Consider the following 24,507-nt stretch of genomic DNA (forward strand, 5'->3'; position numbering starts at 1 on the left):
AAAGGAAGACACTATACGGTTTCTTCCACTTTCGACTGAATGTTTTTCACTAAATCTCGTTTCAGTTCCATATACCGTGAATAGGACGGGGCCGTTCCTTCCAAACGGTTGGACAAAAACAAGTCGCTTTTCTTCATGTCATTCCGGACGTTTTCGCTGCTGAAACTGCCTACGGTAATGCCTTCTTCGGTCTTCCGTGTGATGTAGATCGTGTCTTTCCGATCCATGGATTCAAGTATCTCCACGTAATGAGTGGAGAAAATGAGCGTTGCACCGAACGCGTTCACTTCCGGATCTGCGAAAAAATGAAGCAGAATTTCCACGATCGCCTTATGGAAATGGTTCTCTATTTCGTCTACGATAAAATATCCGCCGGATTGAAGTGCCAGGTAGCCGTACCCTAAAAAGTTCAGCCCTTTCACTGTACCTGAAGATAAGTACAGCTGCTGATCTTCTTCCGGAACGGTAATTTCCGGACGGCCGTGAAACTTCATGCAGACATTCCCTTCCTGCTTTGGATCTCTACGGATATACTCAATCGATGGATCCAGAAGCTGCGTAAACTTGGTTGGGATATCTCCAGAAATACCGAGCTCATTATGCTCCGTATAATGCATATGATCGATCGCTTCTGTTTTCGAATGTTTTAACAAGGACGTGAGCATCGTCACGTCGTCCGGAAGAAAGCGCGTATCTTCTTTTGAGCGCTTCATGAGAAGGTCTTTGTCTGTGAACACAAACAATTTTTTGCGCGTATTTCCACGGGAAACGGGCTTCTTACGCAGCTCTTCCTCCTCGAACAACCACTTTTTATCCACCTTTTTCAATTGGGAACGAAGCTCGTAAATGGCGTTATCCTGATAAAACCAGATCGTAAAAACCGTGTTGGCAAGATACCGGTCTGCCTGGATGAACTCCCGTACGGATCTGCCGTTTACAAAAATGTTCGTTACGGTCCGGAGCACTTCAAGCAGCGTCGTTTTCCCGGAAGCATTCACACCGCATACAGCCATCGCTGTTTTCGTATAGATCGATCCGAATAAATGGTTTACTTCATACTCCTCCGTCACCCGGTCCCGGGCGATAAAATCCATATCCACCAGGTGATCTTTGAAAAATGTGTGGCCGTCCACCTGGATGCGTAACAGTTTCATGACCGCACCTCCCTCTGACCTCATCATATCAATTTATGTAGTTATAAACAATATTTATGGTTATAACTACGTGAAATATATTTATTTACGTAGATAATATCTGTTTCGATGCTTATATTTCTATTCAAATGAAAAAAACCTTCCTCAAAAGAGAAAGGCTGAATCACAGTCTTATACGCAGCCGGCCACTCACCGCAGGCCTCACATGGATAACGCCTTTACCTCAACTCATCGTCCAGCGGCACGATCTGCTCATCCAGCACGTGCTGCCACTCCCGCTTCATTTTCTGCGGGTAGGAAAATGGCTTGATTTCCGGGTGTTCCGCCTTGAAGGCATCGTAATCCTTACTTTCAATAATGCTTTTCATATTCGGTATGCTGTCCGTGCCGATTACGTATTGAATCGCCGACGCATGGAGTTCATTAATAGAGACATGCCAATACGTGCTGAAGGCGTGGATGATCGCTTCTTTTTTCTCAGTGAAAAAACGACGTTTCACTGCAAAAATGTCCTCCGCTGCATCGATCTCATCCGCATCAATCGCATTTAAGATACTCCGGTACACCTCTTTGACGAGATCGGCTTTGTTTAATTTCTGCAGCGCTTGTTCTATTTCTTCCCGTACGTCGGGATTATTGGCTTCGTAGGTGCCTAACAGCTGATCGATATATTTTGAATCAATGTCATACAGCTTCGTGTTGGCATCGCTGTAAAAGGACAATCCGGTAAATTCCGGCTCTTCACCGTCATTTTCCCCGCTGTCGAGATCAATCAGCGATCCTTTCACCGTTTCATAGACACCGACCTCTTCTTTTAAGATATCCACCTGTCCCTGCAGGTCCCCGGAATCGTAAATGTCAGTATTGTAATTGTCATACGTGACGAGTGCTTCATACGAATTGTTTAACTCCTGAAATGCCTTAACGTAATCAACGCGGGTTTCCACCGGGGACTGGTCACTTACATCCCCTTTTTCTTCCAAAATCGCAGCGAACTGTTGATGCGCTTTTTTGAACCGTTTTTTTGCTTCATCATAACTCGGGTAAATCAACCCGGATTCTTCTTTCACTTCCGAATACAGCTTCGTTGCGTCTGCCACATGCTGCTCCATCGTATATGGCTTACGGTACGTAACGATCAACCCTTTCGTTTTCTCCGGATACGTCCGGTTTGTACGGGAGAACGCTTGAATGAGCCCCGCGTATTCAAGATTCCGGTCGACAAACAACGTTTGGATCGTCGGTGCATCAAATCCGGTCAACAAGCGGTCGACGACGATGACAAGGTCAATCTGACGCCCGTGCTGCTGAAATTCTGCCCGCTTTCTCGCCAGGCGGTTGTTAATATCTCCGTTGTAGCGCTCCATATCCCGAAGCGACCAGGATGTATGATAATAATCGTTGTACTCATCAATAATGCCCTGCATTTCCTCCTGCTGATCTTTCGCATCTTCTGTATTCTCATCCAGGGAATACGTGATCGCGATTCTTGGGAAGTCAGGATCATCAATTGTGCGCCCTTCACGGATCGGCCGGTCCGAAAACTCCCTCTCCATCCAACTATCCTGCCCGGTCATCCTTTTCATGGCTTTGTAATAGCGTTTAGCCATATCGATAGAGCTCGTTGTTAAAATTGCGGACTTTGTCGGTTTCCCGTTTTTAAAATCAAATTTTGTATAGGCATTGTCCGGCTGCAGTATTTTTCTAATCACCTTATCAATGTGCTCGTCCTCTTCATACATACTGCTCTCAATATACTTCTCTTTCTCTACGCCGGTCATGTTGTCAATCCGCTTATTGATGGCCGCAGGAGACGATTTTCCTTCGGTCTGCTGCAGCTTATGGTAAATCATGTTGTCCAGTGACGTCGGATCGATCGTCGTTTCATGCTCCACCTGAAATCCAAGCACCGAGCCGTCTTCCAGCGCATTTTTTATTGTATACGTATGCAGTACGTCCCCGTATTGATCAAACGTCGTCCGCGCAAGCTGGCCCTTCGCCTGCTTTTTGTTTTCTTCAAAAATAGGTGTTCCGGTAAAGCCAAACCACGTCGAATTAGGAAAGAACGATTTAATCTCTTCCATATTCTCTGCACCAAGCGCACGGTGACATTCATCGACGATAAAAACGATATGCTGCCCCATCAGCTTCTCGTAGCGGTTTGTTCCTTTTTTCTCTTCGCTCTGCTTTGCATATTTCAGCGCGGAGTCAAGCTTCTGCCGCGTGGTAATAATAACGACATTCGAATTAGCATCCGCGAGCAGTGTCTTACTTAATTCTTTGGAGCTTCCTGTACCGACGATCAAACTGTTTGCAGGCGTATTTCCAGATGAAATGCCCGTGTTAAACTCAGACGCAAACTTCGTAAATTCACTCGTCGTCTGGTTGTCTAAATCTTTCCGGTCAACGAGCATGATCGTTCGGTCGATACCGGATTTTTTGGCCAGCAGCTTGGTGGACACAAAGCTCGTCAGCGTTTTTCCTGAGCCGGTCGCATGCCAGACGTAGCCGGATTGATGTTTATTCGCTGAAGTAAACAACGCTTCAATGGCGTGGATCTGATACGGCTGCAGTACCATTAACGCTTTGTTATCCTGATCCTCACTGACGATCGTGTAATTGGCGATCAGCCGGTGGGCGTCGGGAATATTCAGCGCCTGCTTGCAGAATTCGTACAGGTTTTCCACCTTTTTGTTGTCTTTCGTGCGCCAGCTGAACATCAATTTCCGGTGCATGTTTTTTGGCATCGCATTTGCAAAATAGCGCGTTGTCGATTCGTTGGAAACGACAAAAAGCTGAAGTGTCGAGAAAATGTTGTTTCGAAACATGCCTTCTTCTGCATATTTTTTCACTTGATGAAACGCCTGATACACACCGTCTTTCGCTGTTACTTTTTTCAGCTCAATCTGCACGATCGGGAGGCCATTAATAAGCAGCGTAACATCAAACCGCCGGTCCCGTCCTTCGCTCCGGTCGCTCTTTTTTGCAATCTGGTTGACTACCTCATAGCTCGAAATCCCACCGCCAATGTCCTGGTTGGAATACAATACGAGAGAAACCGACCCCAGGCTGCTGTCTTCCCGTTCGATCGTGATTCGGGCGATGCCGTTCTCGCCTTTTAACCATTTCGCCGCATCAAACGGCGTCTGTGTGCGGAAAAGAAGCTCTGTTTTAATAGCTTCAAACTCTTTATCCGTCAGCAGCGTGTCGCCGAGTTCGGACAGGTTGTTTTGCGTAATTTTTTGTCGAAGGTTCTGCCAGAGGTCGGCTTCAGATTTCAGATCAGCACGGAAAGTCCACTGGTTGTGGCCCTCCCCCAGCACCTCGATCAAATGGGATTCAATTTCCGCTTCCGAACGGTGCGATCGGCTCTGTAACATAGGTACCTCCTAAACGAACATTTTCTGTAAGAATCCTCTTTTCGTTTCCTGTAACAGTTCGAGTTCTTTCTCGTGAGCAGCAATAGAATCATCAAGTTTTTTGAAGAACTCGCCGATTTTTTGTTGTTCTTCAACAATAGGAACTCTAAATTTCAGTGTTGAAAAATCACTAAAACTAATACTTTTTCCATCTCGTATACCATAAGTTACTGTTTCTAACCTTTTTATAAAGGAATTGCTAGTAAACACAAATTTCCAAAATAAATATGCATGTGAATCTTCATTTTGAAAACCCAATATTGTATAAGCTGGTGAAGTTATACCTTCTATATTAGAATATGCAAATCCGCCCTGAAAAGATCTTAAATGGATAACAAATTGACCCGGTTGAACACGTTTATAAGTTTTAATAGATTTTTCTTCATACTTTATATCGATGCCTATATCATCTCGCAAAATCATACCTTCTTTCTGTGAAGCAGAAAGTACTGGGAGACCAATGTGATTTTTATCAGAAACACTCTTAAAGATAGAATCCGCTTTAATTTCCTCCCACTCCCCACTAAACCCATCAAACCGAACCTCCGGCACGCGTTCGACATCCTTCGGAAACATTTTCTGCAAAAAGCCTTGTTTTGTTTGTTTAAGTGTGGTTAATTCTTGCTGATGAAGAGCAATGGTTTCGTCTAGATTCTTTAGAAATTGACCAATTTTTCTCTGCTCATTAATATCAGGTAAACCGATATAAAAATCACTTAGAGCCTCTTTATTTATTGTACTAATTGTAGCCCCCCAAGCTCTTTCTTTTTCTCTATGAAATAGCTTTTGAATAACCTGGGCAAAATAATAATTATCAATATCTACTTTATAGCTCTCGAAAATTAATATTGTTCTATCAAAGAAAGCGGGATATTGTGTTACCGCTACTCTTCCTATACTTTTTTCTATACTTCCTTGCAGCGCTACAACAACTTTCCCTTTTTCAACGAACCTACTTTTATGCTCTGCAATTTTACTTATATGCAACTTAGTATCCTTATTTAATTTTAAATCAAAGCCAATATCAGCAACTTGTACAAAAGGTTGCCCATTTTCTTCATCATACCAATCCGGATTTGTATAGGGTTGTGGGAAAGAACCTCTAATAAAATTAGCTACATGTTTCAACTTCTGCTCTTCCCACTCATCACTATAATTATCAAACCTAACTTCTGGCACTCGCTTACTTCCCACGATTAAACACCTCTAACGCTCCCTGAATCCATTCCGCATCTTCCTCACTGTATTGGAGGGAAGAAATATCCTCAAACAAGCTTTTTTCCAGTGCTTGTTTACTCTGTTGAATTTCTTTCATTTCTTTGCCAACTGCCTTCATATCCACAGGTTCTTCTTCCTCAAACGTATCCACGTATCTTGGAATATTTAAGTTATAGTCGTTCTCCTTGATTTCCTCAAACATCGCAAGATGCGCGTACTTATCGACATTTTCACGTTTATTGTACGTAGCGACGATTTTCTTTATATTCTCTTTCGATAACTTATTCTGGTTCTTCCCCTTGATAAATTCCCGACTGGCATCGATAAACAGGACATCACGTGTGCTTCGGTTCTTCTTCAAAATCAAAACAGTGGTTGGAATTGATGTCCCAAAGAATAGGTTTGGTGGCATGCCTATGACTGCATAAATGCTACCATCTTCCAATAGCTTTTTACGGATTACGCCTTCTGCGGCTCCTCTGAACAGAATCCCGTGCGGCAGAACAATGGCCATCGTGCCGGTTTCTTTTAAATGATAATAGCCGTGAAGCACAAAGGCAAAGTCTGCTTTCGACTTTGGAGCCAGTTTCCCGTAGCGGTTAAACCGTGAGTCATCGAGGAACGTATCGTCCGCCGACCATTTCGCGGAGTAAGGCGGATTCATAACGACAGAATCAAACGTATACGGCTCATCCGTTGGCCAGTCTTTGTTCAATGTATCTCCGTTACGCACACGCATTTCTTCCGGATCCACACCGTGCAGGATCAGGTTCATTTTCGCGAGGTTAAACGTCGTTGTATTCAGCTCCTGGCCGTGGTACTTTACCTTGTCCGGGTGATGAAGATAGTTCCTCACATTCAGCATCAAGGACCCGGATCCCATTGTCGGGTCAAACACACTGAACCACTTCTTGTCTTCCTGACCAATCGCCACGATCTGCGACATCATGTCGGATACCATGTGCGGCGTGTAGAATTCCCCCGCCTTTTTTCCGGCTTCCGAGGCAAACTCGCCGATTAGGTACTCGTACGCGTCTCCAATGACATCTCCTTCATAGCCAATGAGGTCAACATCATTCAGCTTCTTTAATACATCCGTTACGGTCACATTGCGCTGCTGATCATCAGAACCGAGCTTTTTCGACTGCAGGTCCACATCATCAAATAAGCCATTAAATGCATCATACTTGGTGGAAAGCTGAATAAATGCTTTGTTCAAATCATTCAGCTGAAAAATATTCTGCTTCGCCTGCTCGGCAAGTACGTTAAACAAATATCGTGGCTCGATATCATACCCTAGTGTGTCAACGACCGTGGCAATCAAATCTTCTTTCGTATCGTCGTCCGCAAGCAGATCCTCATATAATTTCGTCTGTTTCTCCGGTGTGCCGTATGTATCCATATCTTCGTCCGCCAGTTCCACTACTTTAAGAAGAAGCTTGTCGGACAAATATTTATAGAAGATTAACCCCAGCAGGTAGTTTTTATACTCCGAGGCATCCATCTTACTGCGGAGGTTGTCCGCGGCGCTGAATAATTTTTGATTCAATTCTGCTCCCATGTCTATTCCACTCCTGTTACTTCTATTCATTTAACGAAAAACAGCTTTACTGCTGTTTTCGAAAGGATATGTGTCCCTACTTTCATTCTATCAGATTCTTCCCCGCGGCTCCGAATATTTCTAGTCACTGAGCTTGGAGGAATGCTGAATTTCTTAATCGGCTTTTAGTAAGGTTCACTTAACATAAAAAACACTCTCCTTCTGAAGACAGGTACACTTTACTACCTGCCTCCATTAAGAGAGTGTTTTTCTAGTTCTCCAACAAACTCAATATCCTCCCGGCGCTCTGGTTGGACTGGGCGATGATGGACTGGCCGGCCTGCTGGATGACGGAGGCTTTGACCTGGTTCATCATCTGTTCGGCGATGTCGGCATCGCGGATGCGGGATTCGGCTGCGGCGGTCGTTTCTGCTGTTGTTTCCGCCACTTCCTGCATCGCCTCCATCCGGTTCTGCATCGCGCCGAGCGTGGAGCGGTGGCCGCTTACTTCCTGCAGCACTTCATCGATAACGGTAAGCGTCTGCCCGGCGGATTCGTGGCAGTCTACGCAGAACTGGTTCGACAGGCGGAGCAGGTCGTTAAACGACGGGATTTCCAGGTCGACCGACTGACCGGAGGAACCTCCGACCTGATACGTGAAGTCGTTACTTTCAAAACCGGGAACGTGACGGATCCGGTAATCCACTTCGATCTCATAGCTTCGTTCCTCCAGCAGCAGATCCCGGTCATGAAGCGCAATTTTATCGCCGCTGAGTTCGAATTCCTCCCATGCGAGCGGTTCGCCGTCAATCCGGACAGCGATGGCATCGGGGTCCACTTCCGAATACAATGCAGAAATGTCGTTTTCCTCGCAGTCAATGCGCATTTCCATCGGGATCGGCGTGACATCGAGCGGCACGTCGGTGGACTGGTGGTAGAACGCTTCGATCGACGTGCCCTGTTCGTGGAGCGCCTTCGTCACGTCCGGCCGGCTGTCACCAGTGAGTGTCACGAGCCCGTCTTCATCGACGGAGTAGCCGTCCTCCGCGACCGCCTCCCCGTTCCATTCCACGCGGTACACGGTCGCCCCCGGCGGCACGCTCGTCTGGATCGCTTTCTCCTCCAGCGTGAACACTTCAAAGTGACCGTAAAGATCCTCAGCCGTCGGACGGTAGTCGCCGTGGAGTGTCAGGCGCCCGTTTTCCGGATCGAGCGTAAAGCCATGTTCCGCACTGTAGGGCACTTCCTCCCCTTTATACAGCACCTGCGCAGACGACGGCCCGTCTCCACCGAACCCGTAATCGAGCGTCTCTTCCGGTACAGCGAAATGGTAAAAGTCATCCTGCCGCTCTGCGGTGCGGTCCTGATAGACGTACTTCACCCGCACACTGCCATCCTGACCGGCATCCGGACGCGCATCGCCGTAAAGCTCGATCCGGTTGGCCGGCTGGTTATATGTATAGCCGTTTTCCTCCGACGCGTCGTAATTCACTTCCTGCCCGTCGACGAGCACGCGGAACGTCTCCGGCTCCTCGTCCCCGTATGTTTCCGGTGTCCTCGGAAGATTCGCATACACGACGTCCCCCATGCTGCCCGTCCGGAGCTCTTCTATATAATGAACTTCATACGTTTCATCCACATCCGGACGCGCATCCCCGAACAGATCAATCCGGTTCGTTTCTTCATTATACTGAAAGCCGTTCACCTCATCGTAGGCCACACGTTCGCGCTCCCCGCCGGACAATTTATACACAGCGATCGATGACGGATCCGTATCCTCCTCCAGCTTATACTGCGTCGGCGCCTCCCCCAGCGGAATGCCGTACACAAGCTCCGGCTCCGGGTCACTTGCTTTCTGCATATGATACGTCACTTCCAGTATCCGCTCCTCCGACGCATCCGGACGCGCATCCCCGTGCAGGAGCACCTCGCCCGTACCGGCATCATACGTAAAGCCGTTTTCTGCATCGTACGCAAGCGGCTCCTCCCCGAGGTAGCGGACCTCCATGCTCTGCGGTCCGTCCTCCCCGAGATTATACGCATACACATCATCCGCATTCGGCAGCACATACGAGAACGCCTCATCGTCACGCTTCGCATCCTCAAAATACGCCACATCCACCTCCTGCGACGCCCCCGGACGCGCATCCCCGTAGAACGTCATCATCCGCGAATCCGCATCCACATACACCCCGCTCTCCCCGTCCGACGGAACATCCGCAAGCAGCGGCTGCACCACACCGTCCACCGTCACCTCCATGCTCGGTCCATCCGACCCGTCGACATTGTACACCGCCGCTTTCTGAGGCAGAGCCTGTGTGAAAACGTCCTCTGCTCCATCACTCGTCATATAGGAAGCAGCATACGTTACGTCCTCCGCAGCACCGCCGTCCGCAGAAGCCTCTCCATAGAGGGTCACCGTTTTTCCGTCCACGGTATAGCCATCAGTCGTGTCGCCGTAGGGTAATACCGTCGTGTCGTCCCCAACGGTCTTCGTTAGAACGAGAGACGCATCGTCTTCATTCATCCGGTACAGATCCGGGGAGCGGTCCAATGTCAGCTCGTAGCGGGAAGACGGTCCGTCGGCCGCTGTTCCTTCGACCACTGCTTCCGGTGCGCTTATCACTCCCGTATCGGTATTCACATCCACACGGTTCAGCGCGCCGCTTTCATCCACGAAGGCAAACGCTGTATCGTGCTCGCCGGTCGTCACCGGGGAGAAAGAAGCCAACTGCTCGATCGACGCGTCCGGTACGGCGTACGTCTCCACAACGTTCCACGAATCATCGGCCTGCTTCTGCTCCAGCGTCAGCGTCCCGGCGTCAGTCGTAAGCCGCATGTTCCCGTCCTCGCTGAAGGCACCAAACGCCGCGGGATCTGTACCAGCCTCCGCATCGCCGCCTGAAGCAGCGACCTGAAACGCGCCCGTGTCCGCACTACTTTCAAACATGATCGTTTCCCCGTCCGCCTGCCACTTCGGGGTTTGATAAACAACCGGCTCCACGCTCTCTTCGGCTGCTGACGTCGCCTGGTAGTTCAAATCACTGCGTGTCTGATGCGTGGAAATCGTACTGTAGCCTTCCACCCCGGCCTGATAGCTCATCGTCTGCACGGAGTTCAGCTGCCTGACCACGTCCTCTTCCGTCGTTCTCGTCTCAACGGACACCGTTTTCGACGCCGTACGCTCATCGTACACGTATCCCGCAGGCTCCGTGTTTCCAATCAGCTGCTGCGTATTGAACTCCGTATTGTTAATCGTCTCCCGCATGCCGCGGTTCAATTCTTCGATTTCATTCTGAATCTGCGACCGGTCAAACGAATTCAGCGTGTCGTTCGCCGCCTGCGTCGACAGCTCCCGCATCCGCTGCAGATATTCCGTCACCTCATCCATGCCGCCCTCCGCGGTCTGAATCATCGCCATCCCATCCTGAATATTCCGAGACGCCTGCTCCGCCCCGCGGATCTGCGCCCGCATCTTTTCACTGATCGCAAGCCCTGCTGCATCATCCGCCGCCCGGCTGATCCGAAGCCCCGACCCAAGCGCACGCGACGCCTCCTGCACCGCTCCCTGCTGCTTCTTCTGATTCTGCAAAACCCCAAACGGAGCCAACTGTGAAATAATCATCGAATAACCCACCACGCATCCTATGTAATCTGATCCTATTCTCTATATCGGGACTATCCCCCGGGACTTTAACCTCTTCTAGAAAATAATTCAAAATAAATCAGATCCCTTCCAAAAAAGCGGGTAAAACAACAACTAAAACACAAAGAAAAAAGACCCCAGCCGAAGCTGGAGCCTGAAAAGGTAAGAATATTAACCAAGAAGCTGAAGAACCGACTGTGGCTGCTGGTTCGCCTGCGCAAGCATCGACTGGGACGCCTGTGACAGAATGTTCGCACGCGTCATCTCCATCATTTCCTTCGCCATGTCTACGTCACGGATACGGGACTCCGCAGCAGAGAGGTTTTCGGAAGAGTTGTCCAGGTTCGAGATCGTGTGCTCGAGGCGGTTTTGGTTTGCACCAAGCATCGAACGCTCCGCTGAAACTCTTTCGATCGCATCGTTAATAGTGGTGATTGCTTTGTCGGCAGATGCTTGTGAAGAAATATCAATACCCTCTCCCGAAATTACTATTTCGTCATTTAATGATAAAGCATCGTTTGCAGATACTGTTAACAATGAAGAGGATGTATCATTTACATCTACCCAGTTAGTCACTGCTGTTGGATCAGCAGTAGAGGCACCAGCCCCAGTAAGTGCAGTCGCTCCTAAGGCAACAATATTCCCGTTTGAATCTGTAAGTCCAAGCTCCCAGTCACCACCATAAGTGGCGTTATCGGAGATATCCGAAACAGTGTACGTTCCAGAGGCCAGTTCAGTTTCTACGGATACTTTAGCAGTTGCTACTGTTCCACTTGATGAAATTTCAATTTCATCTCCAGGCTTTACTTTCCCATCAAAAGAAAAGCTATCTTGTTCAGTCGCGGCATAAGCGTACCATGACTCACCGCCATCTTCACTAGTAGCAGCCACATTACCATCCGAATCATACATAACATGTGTGACATCAGCCGCATCATTCTCAATATTGGCAGAATCCAACGGTGCTCCAGAATAATTGCTCACATCTCCTACAGTATACGTTCCATCTGTAAGCGATGCTGAAGTATCCTGCGTTATAGTAACTTCTTGAGTAAACGTAGCTCCATCTGCGCCAGCTACCCCTAAAGCATCAGCACTCATATCAGCTATGGATAATTTAATATTCTGGTTGCCATTAGCCCCAATATGGAATTTTCCTTCGAAGTCACCTGTTAATAAATTTTGAGTGTTAAATTCCGTTGTTTCTGCAATTCTTGTAATTTCTGCAGAAAGCTGATCCACTTCCTTCTGAAGCTCTTCACGATCCACTTCGACGTTGGTATCGTTAGCAGACTGAACGGAAAGTTCACGCATACGCTGAAGGATCGAATGAGTCTCATCCAGCGCGCCTTCTGCTGTTTGAATAAGGGAAATACCATCCTGCGCGTTACGGCTTGCCTGGTCAAGACCATTGATCTGCGCGCGCATCTTCTCGGAAATTGCAAGGCCTGCTGCGTCGTCGCCCGCGCGGTTAATACGCAGTCCGGAAGAGAGCTTTTCCATCGAGTTCTGCATCGCGTTCTGGTTGATTCCCATCTGACGGTGCGTGTTCAGTGCTGGAATGTTGTTGTTGATAATCATAAGTAAAACCTCCATGTTGGTTGAGGCACATCCGTGTGCGCTCGTAATTTAGTTTCGCAAAAACAAAGGGACGGTGGACGTGTACTGCTCGATACAGGCATCACCTCCTGTATGGAATAAAAAAGGACGAGCAGAAAATAAGAGACAGTCACGCTGTCTTCCTATTCTCCACTCGTCCTTGAATGGTGATTAACTATTATGCAGTTGGTTCTGATTTCCCTTTACCGGCTTTCATTGCTTCAACGCCGGTTTTACCCATATTGCTTGGCGTCACAAGCTTTTGCTCCTCCAAGACTTCCCCGCGGACAATCGGTACGTGCGGCGGGGCGTCGATGGCCAGACGCAGCTGTCCTTTTTTGTTCTTCAGGACCTTCACCTGAATCTCATTGTTAATTACCACATACTCTCCCGGTTCTCTTCCCAGTACTAACATGCGTATCACTCCTCCTGAGTAATGAAAATGAGACACAAAAAAGATGAGTAAACAGGCTAATACCAAATGAACATCGTCGTGCATCCATAAGTACATAAACCGGCTCACTCATCCTTGAATGATCCCTGTTATGACAACGCGTCTGTCCCCTTCGTCCTGAAAGGAAACGCATTTTTGTTTTGGGCGCTTTCCTGTGTCTGTACCTATTATCGGCAGGGTTTTAGAGTTGTTTAGCACTTTCACGAAAAAATATTAAGTTAATTGAATCAATTTCTTAATGCCTCTTTTTGAACATAAATCAGAGAGACAGCATTTATCTCTTTTCATTTTTAACTTATGCAGGCTATTCTATGATATCATTACCAAAAAATCCCAGTTGGATCTGTAAGTGAAAATAGGAAACAAAAAGTTAACTAGACAAGCGCTTCGTATACGTACTGATCTGCTGGTCTTTTCTAACTATATCCCGTGAACATGTTGCCTAACGAAATGCTGAAGCTTTCTTTTCAATTATTTTTATCAAAATTAGGGAAAGCCATTAAGTAACACGTTTTTTACTAAAATGGGTTTCATCCCCAAAAATATTTGGCTCCCCTAATGCACAAGCTATATAAATTTGCTCTTAAATTAATAGAAAATGTTTCTTATTCTTCTTTTCTCATCACTTCACCACAATTATCACATTTACCTGACATAATTGATTTAGCCCCAATTACACCTTCCAACGATAGGTAAACATACTCTCCACATTTTGTGCAAAACATTATCATTTACCCCCTAAGTTTATTCATAGAAATTAATTGTAATTTTCTTTTGACGGTCATATGTAAGGGCACTAATTATTTAGAATAATATAAAAATATAATGAATATTTAAATTTACTATCATTTTAGAATCCAGAACAATCCCATCTTCCCCATAAGACATTCGCTTACCTACATGATTAATTTCTGAAAACGTCCTAGTATAATATAGTATTAATCTGCTTACAATACAAGAGCGCAAAATAAAGAAAAGACCTCAGCCGAAGCTGAAGCCTTTGTAAAAATACCAATCGAATTATCCAAGTAGCTGCAGTACGGACTGCGGCTGCTGGTTCGCCTGCGCAAGCATCGACTGAGAAGCCTGAGAAAGGATGTTCGCACGAGTCTGCTCCATCATTTCTGCAGCCATGTCTACATCACGGATACGAGATTCCGCAGCAGACAGGTTCTCAGAAGAGTTATCCAGGTTGGAAATTGTGTGCTCGAGACGATTCTGGAATGAACCGAGCTCTGAACGCTGAGCAGAGACTGTCTCAATAGCATCGTTGATGTCAGTGATCGCTGAGTCAGCAGAAGCCTGAGACGATATATCAATACCATTACCAGAAACTTCAATAGTGTCCCCAAAACCAAACTGATCGTTTGCATTGTGCTCTAGTACGGTAGATGTAGTATCTGCTGTATCAACCCAGTTAGTTACTAGGTCAGCACTTGTTGCTGAGTTTCCCGAACCTCCGGCTGGATCAGTAGCACCCAATGCTACAATTTCTCCATTTGCATCTTTAAGGCCGACATCCCAGTTATCACCAAATGTACCGTCATTACTAATATCCGCAATAGAGTAAGTGCCCGCTGAAAGGTCACTATCAGTAATTTCGATATCGCCAACAGCTTCAGTACCACCTTCAGTGACAGTTACTTCTGCTGGAACATTGTTAAATTCAATATCGTTATATCCATTGGTATTGTTATCAGTACCATCATAAGCGTAAAATTGAGTCCCGCCATCACTTACAGCAATGGCTTCCCCTTCAGAATCCACCATGAGATGCGATACGTCAGCAGCAGCTCCACTCCCAACTTCAGCATCGCCTGCTAGATCAGTTCCTTCATAGTCTTCCATTTCAACAACAGAATACGTCCCATCTGTAAACTCTGTTTGATCTGTATCTGTTGTGACAGTGCCGTCCTCGGAGAAAGAAGCAGCTTCATTTCCACCCACGCCAAGCGCAGATGAGCTCATATCATCAATTGCAATTTCCATGTTTTGCCCTTCATTAGCACCAATCTGGAAAGTAGATTCTAGTGTGCCATCTAATAATTCTTGAGTATTAAATTGAGTAGTTTCGGAAATACGATCCAATTCTTCAGAAAGCTGGTCAACTTCTTTCTGAAGCTCTTCACGGTCCACTTCTACGTTTGTATCGTTGGCAGACTGAACGGAAAGTTCACGCATACGCTGCAGAATGGAGTGGGACTCGTCAAGTGCACCTTCTGCTGTCTGAATCATGGAAATACCGTCCTGTGCGTTACGGCTCGCCTGGTCCAGACCATTGATCTGTGCGCGCATCTTCTCGGAGATCGCAAGTCCTGCTGCATCGTCACCGGCGCGGTTAATACGCAGTCCGGAAGAAAGCTTCTCCATGGAGCTCTGCTGTGCATTCTGGTTGGCACCCATCTGACGGTGTGCATTCATTGCTGAAACGTTCGTGTTAATAATCATAAGTAATATCCTCCTTGATAGTTGCTTCCGCTCTCGTCCTTGAGTTCGGAAGGATCTTTTTTCAGTAACGATGTTCCCGTCGGCCGCCGGGCTCATCGCCTGATGTTCCTAGTATCGGAGCATAGGAAGAATTGTTTAGGCTATAGAAGAACTTTTTTCAAAAGAATTTTGTGCAGACAAAAAACCGGAGAAAACGGTTCGCCCGCTTCCTCCGGTTTTTTCGGTTTACCTGACGGCGTCGACCCAGCCGTTGCGGATAATCGTTACCATCGCGTCGGTCCGGTCGTTTGCGCCGAGTTTTTTTAGTAAGTGACTGATGACGGTGCTGACAGTGGATGGGGCGAGATACATGAGCTCTGCGATTTTGCGGTTGTTGTGGCCGTCGAGAATGTGCTGGAGCACCGAGCGCTCGTTTTTCGTGAGCCGGTACTGCACGTCTTCTTCGCGGAGCACGAGCCGCTTGATCGGACGGTCGCGCATTTTCTGCTCATGCAGCTCGCGGACGAGGTCACTGTGAAGCGACTGCTCGAGGTAGACGCCGTAGGATTCAATCGTCTCTAGAACGGCTTCTCCGGAAGTATAGAGCGTGTGTAAGGACAAGATGCCGGCAAGCCCATCGGATAAGTATGGAATAAGTCCCTGACCGGGACGGCCGACGGTGACGGCGACGAGCTTTTTGTCTGGATGCTGCTGGATCATATGTTCCACCCAGTGCAGCACGTCCATCGTGGTTGACTCAATGAGCAGCAATATGTAATCAGCGTTCTGCGTGCCTGCCTGATCTCCGTGCTCAATCGTCACCTTCCGGGAGGCGAATGCCTGCTTGATCCGGCGGTCGGCAGTATCCGACACGTACTGGTGATAATCGAGGACGAGGACCTGATGATTCGGTGTACGAGATGATTCGAGCATGAAAACGGATCCTCCCTGCTTGTAGTCTACCCATAAGAATACACCTTAAGAAAAAAAACGACAAGATTCGATATTCACGATTTTTCGGATAACGGAGGAAAACGCTCCCAAAAACAGTTCAAAAAATGGCCGTTCCTGGTGCATCACACCGGGAAAATCCGTCTATAGACTCCGAACAATAGAGGACCGAAGCACTATTTTTCATTTTTTGGGTTTTCCGTAGTCCATTTTTCTAAAATAGACAGGTCCGACCCTGCGGCCTCCGCATTTTCTTCCTGAATCGCTAAATAAATTTCTTTCCGGTGGATGTCGACATTTCTCGGTGCCTCGATGCCGATTTTCACCTGGTCACCGTCTACACTGATGACGCGGATCTCAATATCATCGCCGATTTGAATCGACTGGTTCTGTTTCCGGGAGAGAACGAGCATTTACCTCTCCTCCTTTGCGGTCACAGGAATCGGCGTGCGCGTCTCGTACTGCTGCAGCGCCACCTGGCGTCCGAGGTGCTTTACGTGGTTAATAACCACCGGCCCCCGCAGATTTGCCGTCGACGTCTCGAAGCTGTCTTTCAGCGTCAGGATCACAAACAGCGACACATCCGTCTCCGCTTCAATCTCCAGCATCTCCAGCGTCTGATCTGACAGCGCCACTTCATAGTCCGGAAACGTCGCAAACGGCTCCATCACAATAAACGCCAACCCCGCCGTCTGAATCGACTGCAGAATATAAAACGGACTCGGCCCCTCGCCGAACGGAAGCAGAATAAACTCCTTCTCCTCCTCAAAACTCGGAATCCCCGCAGGAAACCGCGTCACATGTTCCTCATTAATCTCCACCGTGCCGCTGTACTTCGTCTCGATACGCATACGTCGTCCCTCCTGAATAATGCAGACAAGGAGCCGGACAACCGACTCCCCTGGCTGGTGAATAATAACCTAACTGATAAAAATTATGTACCTGTCGCAACAAACTCCCGAAAAAAGAGAATGCAAAAGGACTCTCCTTACCTAAAGTGAATCAATGGTTCTTTTCTAAAACCACAGCAGTATAGCTTGGTTCAGAGGAAGTTTCTAAAGAAAGACTTTAGATCTTAAATAAAAAAAGAGAATTCCGCGCTTCGAAGCGTCGGCAGGGACGCCTGTGGGATCAGCGCAGTCTGAAGATCCATTCTGACGAAGCCCCGCTTCGGCAGAATTAGCTGAAGACAAGCCCCACGGCAAGCCTCTGCCGCTAAGCGCAGAAGCGCACTAATAAACGTTCTTAACCGTCAGGTTAATCTTAGAGTCCCCGATCCACACTCCCGCCGACAGCTTCAAATGAAATCTGGTTCTTCTGCTGCTGGTAGATCGACAGCTCCCAGCGCGGGATGGTAATCTCCGGTTCGTTCACCTGGACGTTGATCTGCGGGTCCGGCCAGTCGGAGCGTATCGTCAGCTCCGACGGTGTGAAATCGATGCGGACTTTCTCCGTTCCGCTCGGCACCGCCGCGTACGTCACCTGTCTCGGTTCGATCAATCCGCGTCCTTCAGCGAGTGCAGCAATCGGATTGCCGCCGTTCTCGATGCTCCGGAGCGCATCACCGTCCTGCACAACTTTGGCAATGTAGGAAAGGACGTTTTGATTCGCACGGTTGGCATGCTCTTCGTTTCGAACGAGGATGCTTTTTACATCCGCGTCGGCAAACGCCGCCGACTGGTCGATGCGGAGCACGGGATCGGTCGTGCTCATTTCAAGCGTTCCCTGCAGTTCCTGCTGAATATCGAGATCCGCCGGCCGCTGCGTAATCTGCATCGGCGGCCGCTCGTGCGTCATGCCGATTTTCGCCGGCTGCTGGTGAATGTGCACCTGCACCATACTCATGCGCCCCGCTCCCTTCCTAGTTTACCAGAATTTCTAGCGTAAGAAATCGACGAGTGTCGGCTGAATGATCCGGGAGCCGGAGGCGAGCGCCGCCCGGTGGACGTTTTCCTGCGACATCATGTCGGTAATGACTTTTTCCATCTCCGCGTCTTCGTTATCCGACATGATCCGCTTGGCGATCACTTCCTGCTCCTGCACGCGGCTGTCGATCATCTCGACGCGGTTCACGCGGGCACCGAGTTCGGCGCGTTCGTTGACGGAGTTATTAATGTGCACGTCCACGACGTCGAGCATCGCCTGCAGATCCTTCGTTTCTGTATCCGGATCCTCCAGCATGTTCTCGAGCGCCTTCAAGTCGCCGAACAGCTGGTTGGAAAACACGTTCTGCGGATTGACGTTCACGTTCACGTTGACGCCTTTTAACAGCTCAATGTTCACGTCACGCCCGTTTGTTGACACGGCATCCTGGTCGGAGAAAATGACTTCACTTTCCCGGACAGGCCGGTCACCGTCCGGTCCGCGGTACGTAATGTTCTGCGCACTGCCGTTTTCCACCGTCATCTCCAGCGTATGCTCGCCGCTTCTAAATGTCATCGTGCCTGTTCCATCGGTAACGTCTGTATTATCACTGTCAAGCGTATACGCATTGCCGCGGTACGTCGTATCGACGGAGAAATCATCCGCCCCGTCGGCAGCGAGGGACTCGAGCATGCCGGTCGTACCGATATCCATGCGGCTTAAATCAATCGGATCGTTCGTCGTATTCGTGCCGTTAAAAATGTATTTGTTGTTATTTTTCGTGTTCCCCAGTGACATCAAGTGCTCTCTCAGCTGCGCCACTTCTTTAGCGATATTGGCGCGCTGCCCGGATTCGTAGCTGTCATTCGATGCCTGTACGCCAAGCTCACGCACCCGCTGCAGCGAGTTCGTCGCCTTATCGAGCGTCGCATCGGACGTCTCCATCCAGTTGTACGCCTCGGACAGATTCCGCTGAAACTGGCCGGTTTCCGTCACCTGCGTGCGGTAGCGCACCCCGTTCATGGCCACGACCGGATCCTGGGAGGCACGCGTTATTTTCTTCCCGGAGGACAGCTGATCCTGAAACCCCCGCAGTTTTTCATAGCTCGTACTCAAATTCGAAAGCGAGCTCTGCTGAATCATCGACTGCGTCACGCGCATCGTTCATACCCCCTGTTCATTAGATCCCGACACGTCCCATGCCGTTAATGACGCGGTCCAGAATTTCATCCATCGCCGTCAGATTCCGCGCCGCCGCGTTGTACGCATGCTGGAACTGAATCATCATCGACATTTCCTCATCGAGCGACACGCTGCTCGTCGACATGCGCCGCTCCTCCACCGCATTGCGGAGTCCCGCCGTATTTTTCTCCAGACGCCCGGCCTCATTCGTATCGACCGCCATCTCCCCGATCACCGACTGGTAGTAGCTCTGCACATTCGCCGTATTCCCCGCAAACGTCAGCTCCTCATCCTTCACATTCGCAAGCGCAAGCGCCCCCGAACCATCTCCGGCAAACGCTGTCCCGTCATCCTCGGACGCTGCCGCAATATTATCCAGACTGTCCTTAATTTCCTGCGACACATCAAAATTCTTCGCCACACCGACGATCGCCTCATTATCCGCCGCATCCGCAAACCGGCCTGCAAGCCCCGTCGAAAAGAAATCCAGACCGTTATGTTCACCGCTTTTAATATCCATCATGTTCCAGTTGCCCTGGTGAACGGCATTAAACTCTTTGGCAAACGACGTGACTAACGTGTCCAGCTCGCTCAGCATATTGGGGAAGATGCCCTCAATACTGCTGACGTCGGTTACTTCACCGTTCTCGTCCGCATCCGTATACCCGTACGCCTCCACGATGCCGCGGAGCGATCCGCCGGCACCGAACGAAGAGAAGTCCATCTCCATTTCCTCGCCGCCGCTCAGTAGGGAAATGCTCCGGACCGGATCCTGGAGCTGTTCCCCCGCGGGACTGCCGTCCGGAAACGATGCGTAGTTTATTTTCACCTGGTTATGTGTGAGGTTGCGTCCGTTGACGAGTACCATGTCCTGTTCATTGCCGTCGGCATCGGTCATTTTGATCGGTTTGCCGTTGTCGTCAATGGCCGTGATATGGTAGCTGCCGTCGGCCTGGTCCTTCGACTGCCCGCCGTTTGCGATCCGCTCGACTTTAATGTTCATCTGGCTGGAGAGCTCATCGACGAGGACGTCGCGCTGGTCATACAGGTCGTTTGGCAGCTGGCCGTGCGGCTCCACTGATGCAATCTGCCGGTTTAAGTCATTTAACTGACGCAGTTTGGAGTTCAGGCTGTTTTCCTGCACGCCGATCTCCGATTTGTAGTCGCGCTGAATGGATTCAAGCGACTGATAGGACGAGCCGATCGTTTCGGCAAGCGCAATCCCGCGCTGGCGCACGACTGAGCGCGCACCGGAGTCCTCCGGGTTGACCGACAAGTCCTGAAGCGATTCCCAGAACCGGTCCATCGTCTGTGCGATGCCGTCATCCGACGGTTCGTTCATAATGTCTTCCATTTTCGTCAGTGCATCCACGCGCGCGCCCCAGTAGCCGTTTTTCTGGTTCTCTTCGCGGTACTGAACGTCTAAAAACGCCTCGCGCACGCGCTGCACGCTTTCTGCTTCCGAGCCGGTTCCCATCTGTCCCGGAATTGCCGGTTTGTTAAACGCCGCCTGCGGGAATGCGAGCGACTGCTGAATGTTGACGCGCTGGCGTGAATATCCTTCTGTATTGGCGTTGGAGATGTTATGTCCGACCGTTTTCAGCGCCGCCTGATTCGTGCTGAGCGCCCGGCGCATCGTCTCCAGTCCACTAAACGTTGAGAGCATATACGTTTCGTCCCTTCTTCGTTATCTCACACTCAAAAAAGAGCGGTCTAGGCTTTCGAATCAAACAAAGACCGCCCTTTATCATCGGAATCATCGCCGCCCCGGCCCGAGTAGTTATCTGAAAGCATCTGTCCGGGCTGCACCGCATCCATCGTCAGATGCACAAACTTCAGCGAATCCTCAATCAGCTGCCGGTTCAGGTCGTTCTGCTCCTGAAGTGCTGTAATCTCTCCGGCGAGCGTTTCGTAAAGCGCACGGAACTCCTCCTGATCATCGCGTGAAAACGCGGGCATCAGCTGTTCCATCGTCGCATCCTGTGCGGCAATGCCGTTTTCACGGAGCCACTGGTGCACGATCGTCTGCCGCGCCTTCTCCAGCTGGTTCAGCCGCGCAATCAAAGGCGTCTCCTGCTTCAGCGTCTGATCGAGTCCGTCGATATCGCCTTTCGTTACCGCCTTCTGCTTCCTGCGTGCCAGCTCATTCAACTGTTCGTGCGTCTGAATCAGCGCACGGAAGATTTTTTTCAGATCCTCAGTCATGCCGGGCCCCTTTCCTGCTTACTTATTCCAAAAGTCGTACATGTTCCGGGCCGTCTGCATCGGGTCCGGCTTGTACGTACCGTCCTGCACCTGCTGCTTCAGCGCTTCCACGCGCTCCTGCCGTGCGGCCTGAAACTCACTCGTCTTCGCCATATTCATCGCTTCGCTGGAAATCTCGAGCTTGTCCGATTTCTGCTGCGCCTTATTTTCCTGCTTCTGCTGCACTTCCTGCAGCTTCTTGTAGGCGTTCACCGACTGCATCGGGTTAATCTTCACAGCTCCGCACCTCCTCTGGTTCTTCTATTTCTTCCATGATAGCAAATCATCCGCATCCATGCTTCTGCCTTTAGTATCGGGTGGCCGGGACAAAATGTTAAGTTTTTCGCCGATTCTTTTGGATGGAGGGGTGCGGTGGGGTTCGGGGCTTTTCGGCGGTGTTCGAAAAAACGTCCGCTTCTCATAGTAGAATGTATCACAACTCCCCGCCGGACGTTCGTAAAGCGGCGTTCGACGTCCGTAACGAGGGCACGGACGTCCACTTCGTGAAAAACGTACCACTTCTCCATGCAAAACGTCCGTATCTCCAGCAGAAAGTCCGCTGCTTCCGAAAAACGTCCACTCCCAAAGCCCCCATCCACCGGCAGCGCACCCCACGCTGCCCCCTCTGCCCGAACCGTCCACCGATTCGGTCGGGGGGCGGGCGCCTCTCAGCCCGCGGTCTCCCAATTCCGTACAATAACCAAAATAACCGGCCGCCACACACCGTCGGCCCCTCTGCGTTCGAACCGTTCACCGTTTGGAAGCAGAGGGCTGCGGCAGGTTTGGCCGCAACGGTTCCTAGTCCATCGGCGTTCGAAAAAACGTCCGCTTCTCATAGTGGAATGTATCACAACTCCCCGCCGGACGTTCGTTAAGCGGCGTTCGACGTCCGTAACGAAGGCACGGACGTCCACTTCGTGAAAAACGTACCACTTCTCCATGCAAAACGTCCGTATCTCCAGCAGAAAGTCCGCTGCTTCCGGAAAACGTCCACTTCCCCATCCACCGGCAGCGAAGACCGCTGCCCCTATGACCAAACAAAAGAAGCGGCAGCCTCTTTGGACTCCGCTTTTTTTGTTTCGGTGCATATCGATTTTCACCGTTTTCTCCTGTCCTGTTTTTCTATGTGCGCAATATGCCTTTCTATGTCATCGCTCTTTAATGCAGATGGATCGTTGCTTCTTTCCCAAAAGTCATTCACCGTGCGGTTCAAGGTGGCTCGCGAACTGATATAAAGAAGAGACATCAGCTCCTTTTTCTTTATCGGTGACTCCAGCAGACAGGACAAATCCTGCAGATAGTAGAGATGCGCTGTTTTCGTCATGTTCCGGCAGCTGCGGCACTGCCATCGACCGCGCCTGCGGGTCATGTCTCTCGCTCCGCACGCTGCGCATGGAAACGGACGCAGTATTTCCTGTACGCTGATCTGATACCTGCTCAACAGATCAAGCCGCTTTTCCGTCGTCATTTTCTGAAGCGTGTCGATCAATTTCCGCTGCTTGTCTTTAGTCATCATCCGCTTCGTGTGGTGCCTCATATACTCTTCCAGCTGATACAGCATTCTCGCCGAATGGTACACCTTTTCCGGGCACTGTTCGTCGCGGATAACGGCTTTTTCATGCGACACAATCACATCCGCTTCGATTGGTATCCGCGGATAGCCGTGCGCCTCCAGCCATTTCGCAAGCTCCCGTTTCTGCCTGTCCACCTGCGCGACCGGACAGGAAAATCCACTCTGCCCTTCACTGTTCGTGCGGAGAAGCTGGCCGTTTTTCACATCAAAATCCAGCGTACCATTCATATGCTTCACTTCACCGATGTATATAAATGAAGGAAACAGCAAAAGAAGGTCGATTTGAAAATAGTGGTCGGAAAAGGTCGAAGGCAGGCGGAGCCCCTGGATAATGGCCGCTTTCTCCTGAAGGTAGGGAAGATAATAGCTGAGGGAATGCTCACCGGCGAAACCGGCTTTGAATTTCTGATAATCGGAGTCGATCTGCGGCCTGCTGCTGTGGGAGAAAGGCAGGCGCCGGAGCAGTGCTTCGTACTGTTTTAACACAAAAGGGCGGGAGTAGGTAGATGGCTGCATTGGAAAACCCCTTTTTATATAAGATACTTTATTATACGTTTATCTGGAAAAGAAATCCACTTATTGTTTGGTCGATGGCTGCGGCGGGGTCGGCCGCAGCGGTCCTTTCCGGCGTCGTTCGAAAAAACGTCCACTTCTAATGGGTGAATGTAGCGTAACGCCCCGCTGAACGTTCGTAAAGCGGCGTTCGACGTCCGTAACGAGGGCACGGACGTCCACTTCGTGAAAAACGTACCACTTCTCCATCCGAAACGTCCGTATCTCCAGCAGAAAGTCCGCTGCTTCCGAAAAACGTCCACTTCCCCATCCACCGGCAGCACACCCCGCGCTGCCCCTCTGCCCGAACCGTCCACCGATTCAGTCCGGGGCGGGCGCCTTCCAGCCCGCAGTCTTCCAATTCCGTACAATAACCAAAATAACCGGCCGCCACACACCGTCGGCCCTTCTGCTTTCGAACCGTTCACCGTTTGGAAGCAGAGGGCTGCGGCAGGTTTGGCCGCAGCGGTTCCTAGTCCATCGGCGTTCGAAAAAACGTCCGCTTCTCATAGTGGAATGTATCACAACTCCCCGCCGGACGTTCGTTAAGCGGCGTTCGACGTCCGTAACGAAGGCACGGACGTCCACTTCGTGAAAAACGTACCACTTCTCCATGCAAAACGTCCGTATCTCCAGCAGAAGGTCCGCTGCTTCCGAAAAACGTCCACTCCCAAAGCCCCCATCC

General features: G+C 49.8%; 18 protein-coding genes. All 18 read right to left on the reverse strand.

The features are described 5' to 3' along the window. Positions 1–11: 11 nt before the first annotated feature. The 18 genes from C6I21_RS08980 to C6I21_RS16520 all read right to left on the reverse strand — a co-directional run bounded on the left by C6I21_RS08980 (position 12) and on the right by C6I21_RS16520 (position 24,032). Positions 12–1,154, reverse strand: a complete 1,143-nt coding sequence (locus C6I21_RS08980) for an AAA family ATPase (protein WP_181186193.1) — start codon at positions 1,152–1,154, stop codon at positions 12–14. A gap of 218 nt (positions 1,155–1,372) precedes the next feature. Continuing rightward, positions 1,373–4,534, reverse strand: coding sequence for a type I restriction endonuclease subunit R (locus C6I21_RS08985; RefSeq protein ID WP_105959121.1), 3,162 nt, complete (start codon positions 4,532–4,534; stop codon positions 1,373–1,375). Positions 4,535–4,543: 9 nt separating this feature from the next. Beyond that, entirely contained in the window at positions 4,544–5,767 is a 1,224-nt protein-coding gene (locus tag C6I21_RS08990) for a restriction endonuclease subunit S (RefSeq protein WP_105959122.1), read from the reverse strand. After that, positions 5,757–7,352 carry a type I restriction-modification system subunit M gene (locus C6I21_RS08995; RefSeq protein ID WP_105959123.1) on the reverse strand — a complete coding sequence of 532 codons (1,596 nt, stop codon included), beginning with the start codon at positions 7,350–7,352 and terminating at the stop codon, positions 5,757–5,759. The genes C6I21_RS08990 and C6I21_RS08995 overlap by 11 nt, the downstream gene beginning before the upstream one ends. Positions 7,353–7,602: 250 nt before the next feature. Further along, positions 7,603–10,956: a flagellin gene (locus tag C6I21_RS16850; RefSeq protein ID WP_105959124.1), complete on the reverse strand. Its 3,354-nt coding sequence runs from the start codon at positions 10,954–10,956 to the stop codon at positions 7,603–7,605. Between the two features lie 192 nt (positions 10,957–11,148). Next, the gene (locus tag C6I21_RS09005) at positions 11,149–12,558 is read right to left on the reverse strand and encodes a flagellin N-terminal helical domain-containing protein (RefSeq protein ID WP_105959125.1); all 1,410 of its coding nucleotides are present in this window, start codon (positions 12,556–12,558) and stop codon (positions 11,149–11,151) included. A gap of 196 nt (positions 12,559–12,754) precedes the next feature. Beyond that, complete coding sequence (locus tag C6I21_RS09010; RefSeq protein WP_105959126.1) at positions 12,755–12,991, reverse strand: carbon storage regulator; 237 nt, start codon at positions 12,989–12,991, stop codon at positions 12,755–12,757. A 1,059-nt stretch (positions 12,992–14,050) separates the two neighbouring features. Further along, the gene (locus C6I21_RS09015; RefSeq protein ID WP_105959127.1) at positions 14,051–15,478 is read right to left on the reverse strand and encodes a flagellin N-terminal helical domain-containing protein; all 1,428 of its coding nucleotides are present in this window, start codon (positions 15,476–15,478) and stop codon (positions 14,051–14,053) included. 225 nt (positions 15,479–15,703) lie between these two features. Continuing rightward, positions 15,704–16,390: a response regulator transcription factor gene (locus tag C6I21_RS09020; protein WP_105959128.1), complete on the reverse strand. Its 687-nt coding sequence runs from the start codon at positions 16,388–16,390 to the stop codon at positions 15,704–15,706. A 194-nt stretch (positions 16,391–16,584) separates the two neighbouring features. Then, positions 16,585–16,821 carry a carbon storage regulator CsrA gene (gene csrA / locus C6I21_RS09025; RefSeq protein WP_105959129.1) on the reverse strand — a complete coding sequence of 79 codons (237 nt, stop codon included), beginning with the start codon at positions 16,819–16,821 and terminating at the stop codon, positions 16,585–16,587. After that, positions 16,822–17,259, reverse strand: coding sequence for a flagellar assembly protein FliW (gene fliW / locus C6I21_RS09030; RefSeq protein WP_105959130.1), 438 nt, complete (start codon positions 17,257–17,259; stop codon positions 16,822–16,824). Positions 17,260–17,671: 412 nt separating this feature from the next. Continuing rightward, positions 17,672–18,253 carry a DUF6470 family protein gene (locus C6I21_RS09035; RefSeq protein ID WP_105959131.1) on the reverse strand — a complete coding sequence of 194 codons (582 nt, stop codon included), beginning with the start codon at positions 18,251–18,253 and terminating at the stop codon, positions 17,672–17,674. A 33-nt stretch (positions 18,254–18,286) separates the two neighbouring features. Continuing rightward, entirely contained in the window at positions 18,287–19,432 is a 1,146-nt protein-coding gene (gene flgL, locus C6I21_RS09040; protein ID WP_105959132.1) for a flagellar hook-associated protein FlgL, read from the reverse strand. A gap of 19 nt (positions 19,433–19,451) precedes the next feature. Further along, entirely contained in the window at positions 19,452–21,119 is a 1,668-nt protein-coding gene (gene flgK / locus C6I21_RS09045; RefSeq protein WP_105959133.1) for a flagellar hook-associated protein FlgK, read from the reverse strand. 47 nt (positions 21,120–21,166) lie between these two features. Further along, positions 21,167–21,658 (reverse strand): flagellar protein FlgN, encoded by a 492-nt coding sequence (locus C6I21_RS09050; protein WP_105959134.1) that lies wholly within the window; start codon positions 21,656–21,658, stop codon positions 21,167–21,169. An 18-nt stretch (positions 21,659–21,676) separates the two neighbouring features. Then, positions 21,677–21,934, reverse strand: a complete 258-nt coding sequence (gene flgM / locus C6I21_RS09055; RefSeq protein WP_105959135.1) for a flagellar biosynthesis anti-sigma factor FlgM — start codon at positions 21,932–21,934, stop codon at positions 21,677–21,679. Positions 21,935–22,793: 859 nt separating this feature from the next. After that, the gene (locus tag C6I21_RS09065) at positions 22,794–23,786 is read right to left on the reverse strand and encodes an NERD domain-containing protein (RefSeq protein WP_105959137.1); all 993 of its coding nucleotides are present in this window, start codon (positions 23,784–23,786) and stop codon (positions 22,794–22,796) included. Between the two features lie 60 nt (positions 23,787–23,846). Further along, entirely contained in the window at positions 23,847–24,032 is a 186-nt protein-coding gene (locus C6I21_RS16520) for a hypothetical protein (RefSeq protein WP_181186194.1), read from the reverse strand. Between the last annotated feature and the right edge of the window lie 475 nt (positions 24,033–24,507).

This window comes from Alkalicoccus urumqiensis, assembly GCF_002993335.1.
GTDB classification, from domain to species: domain Bacteria; phylum Bacillota; class Bacilli; order Bacillales; family Salisediminibacteriaceae; genus Alkalicoccus; species Alkalicoccus urumqiensis.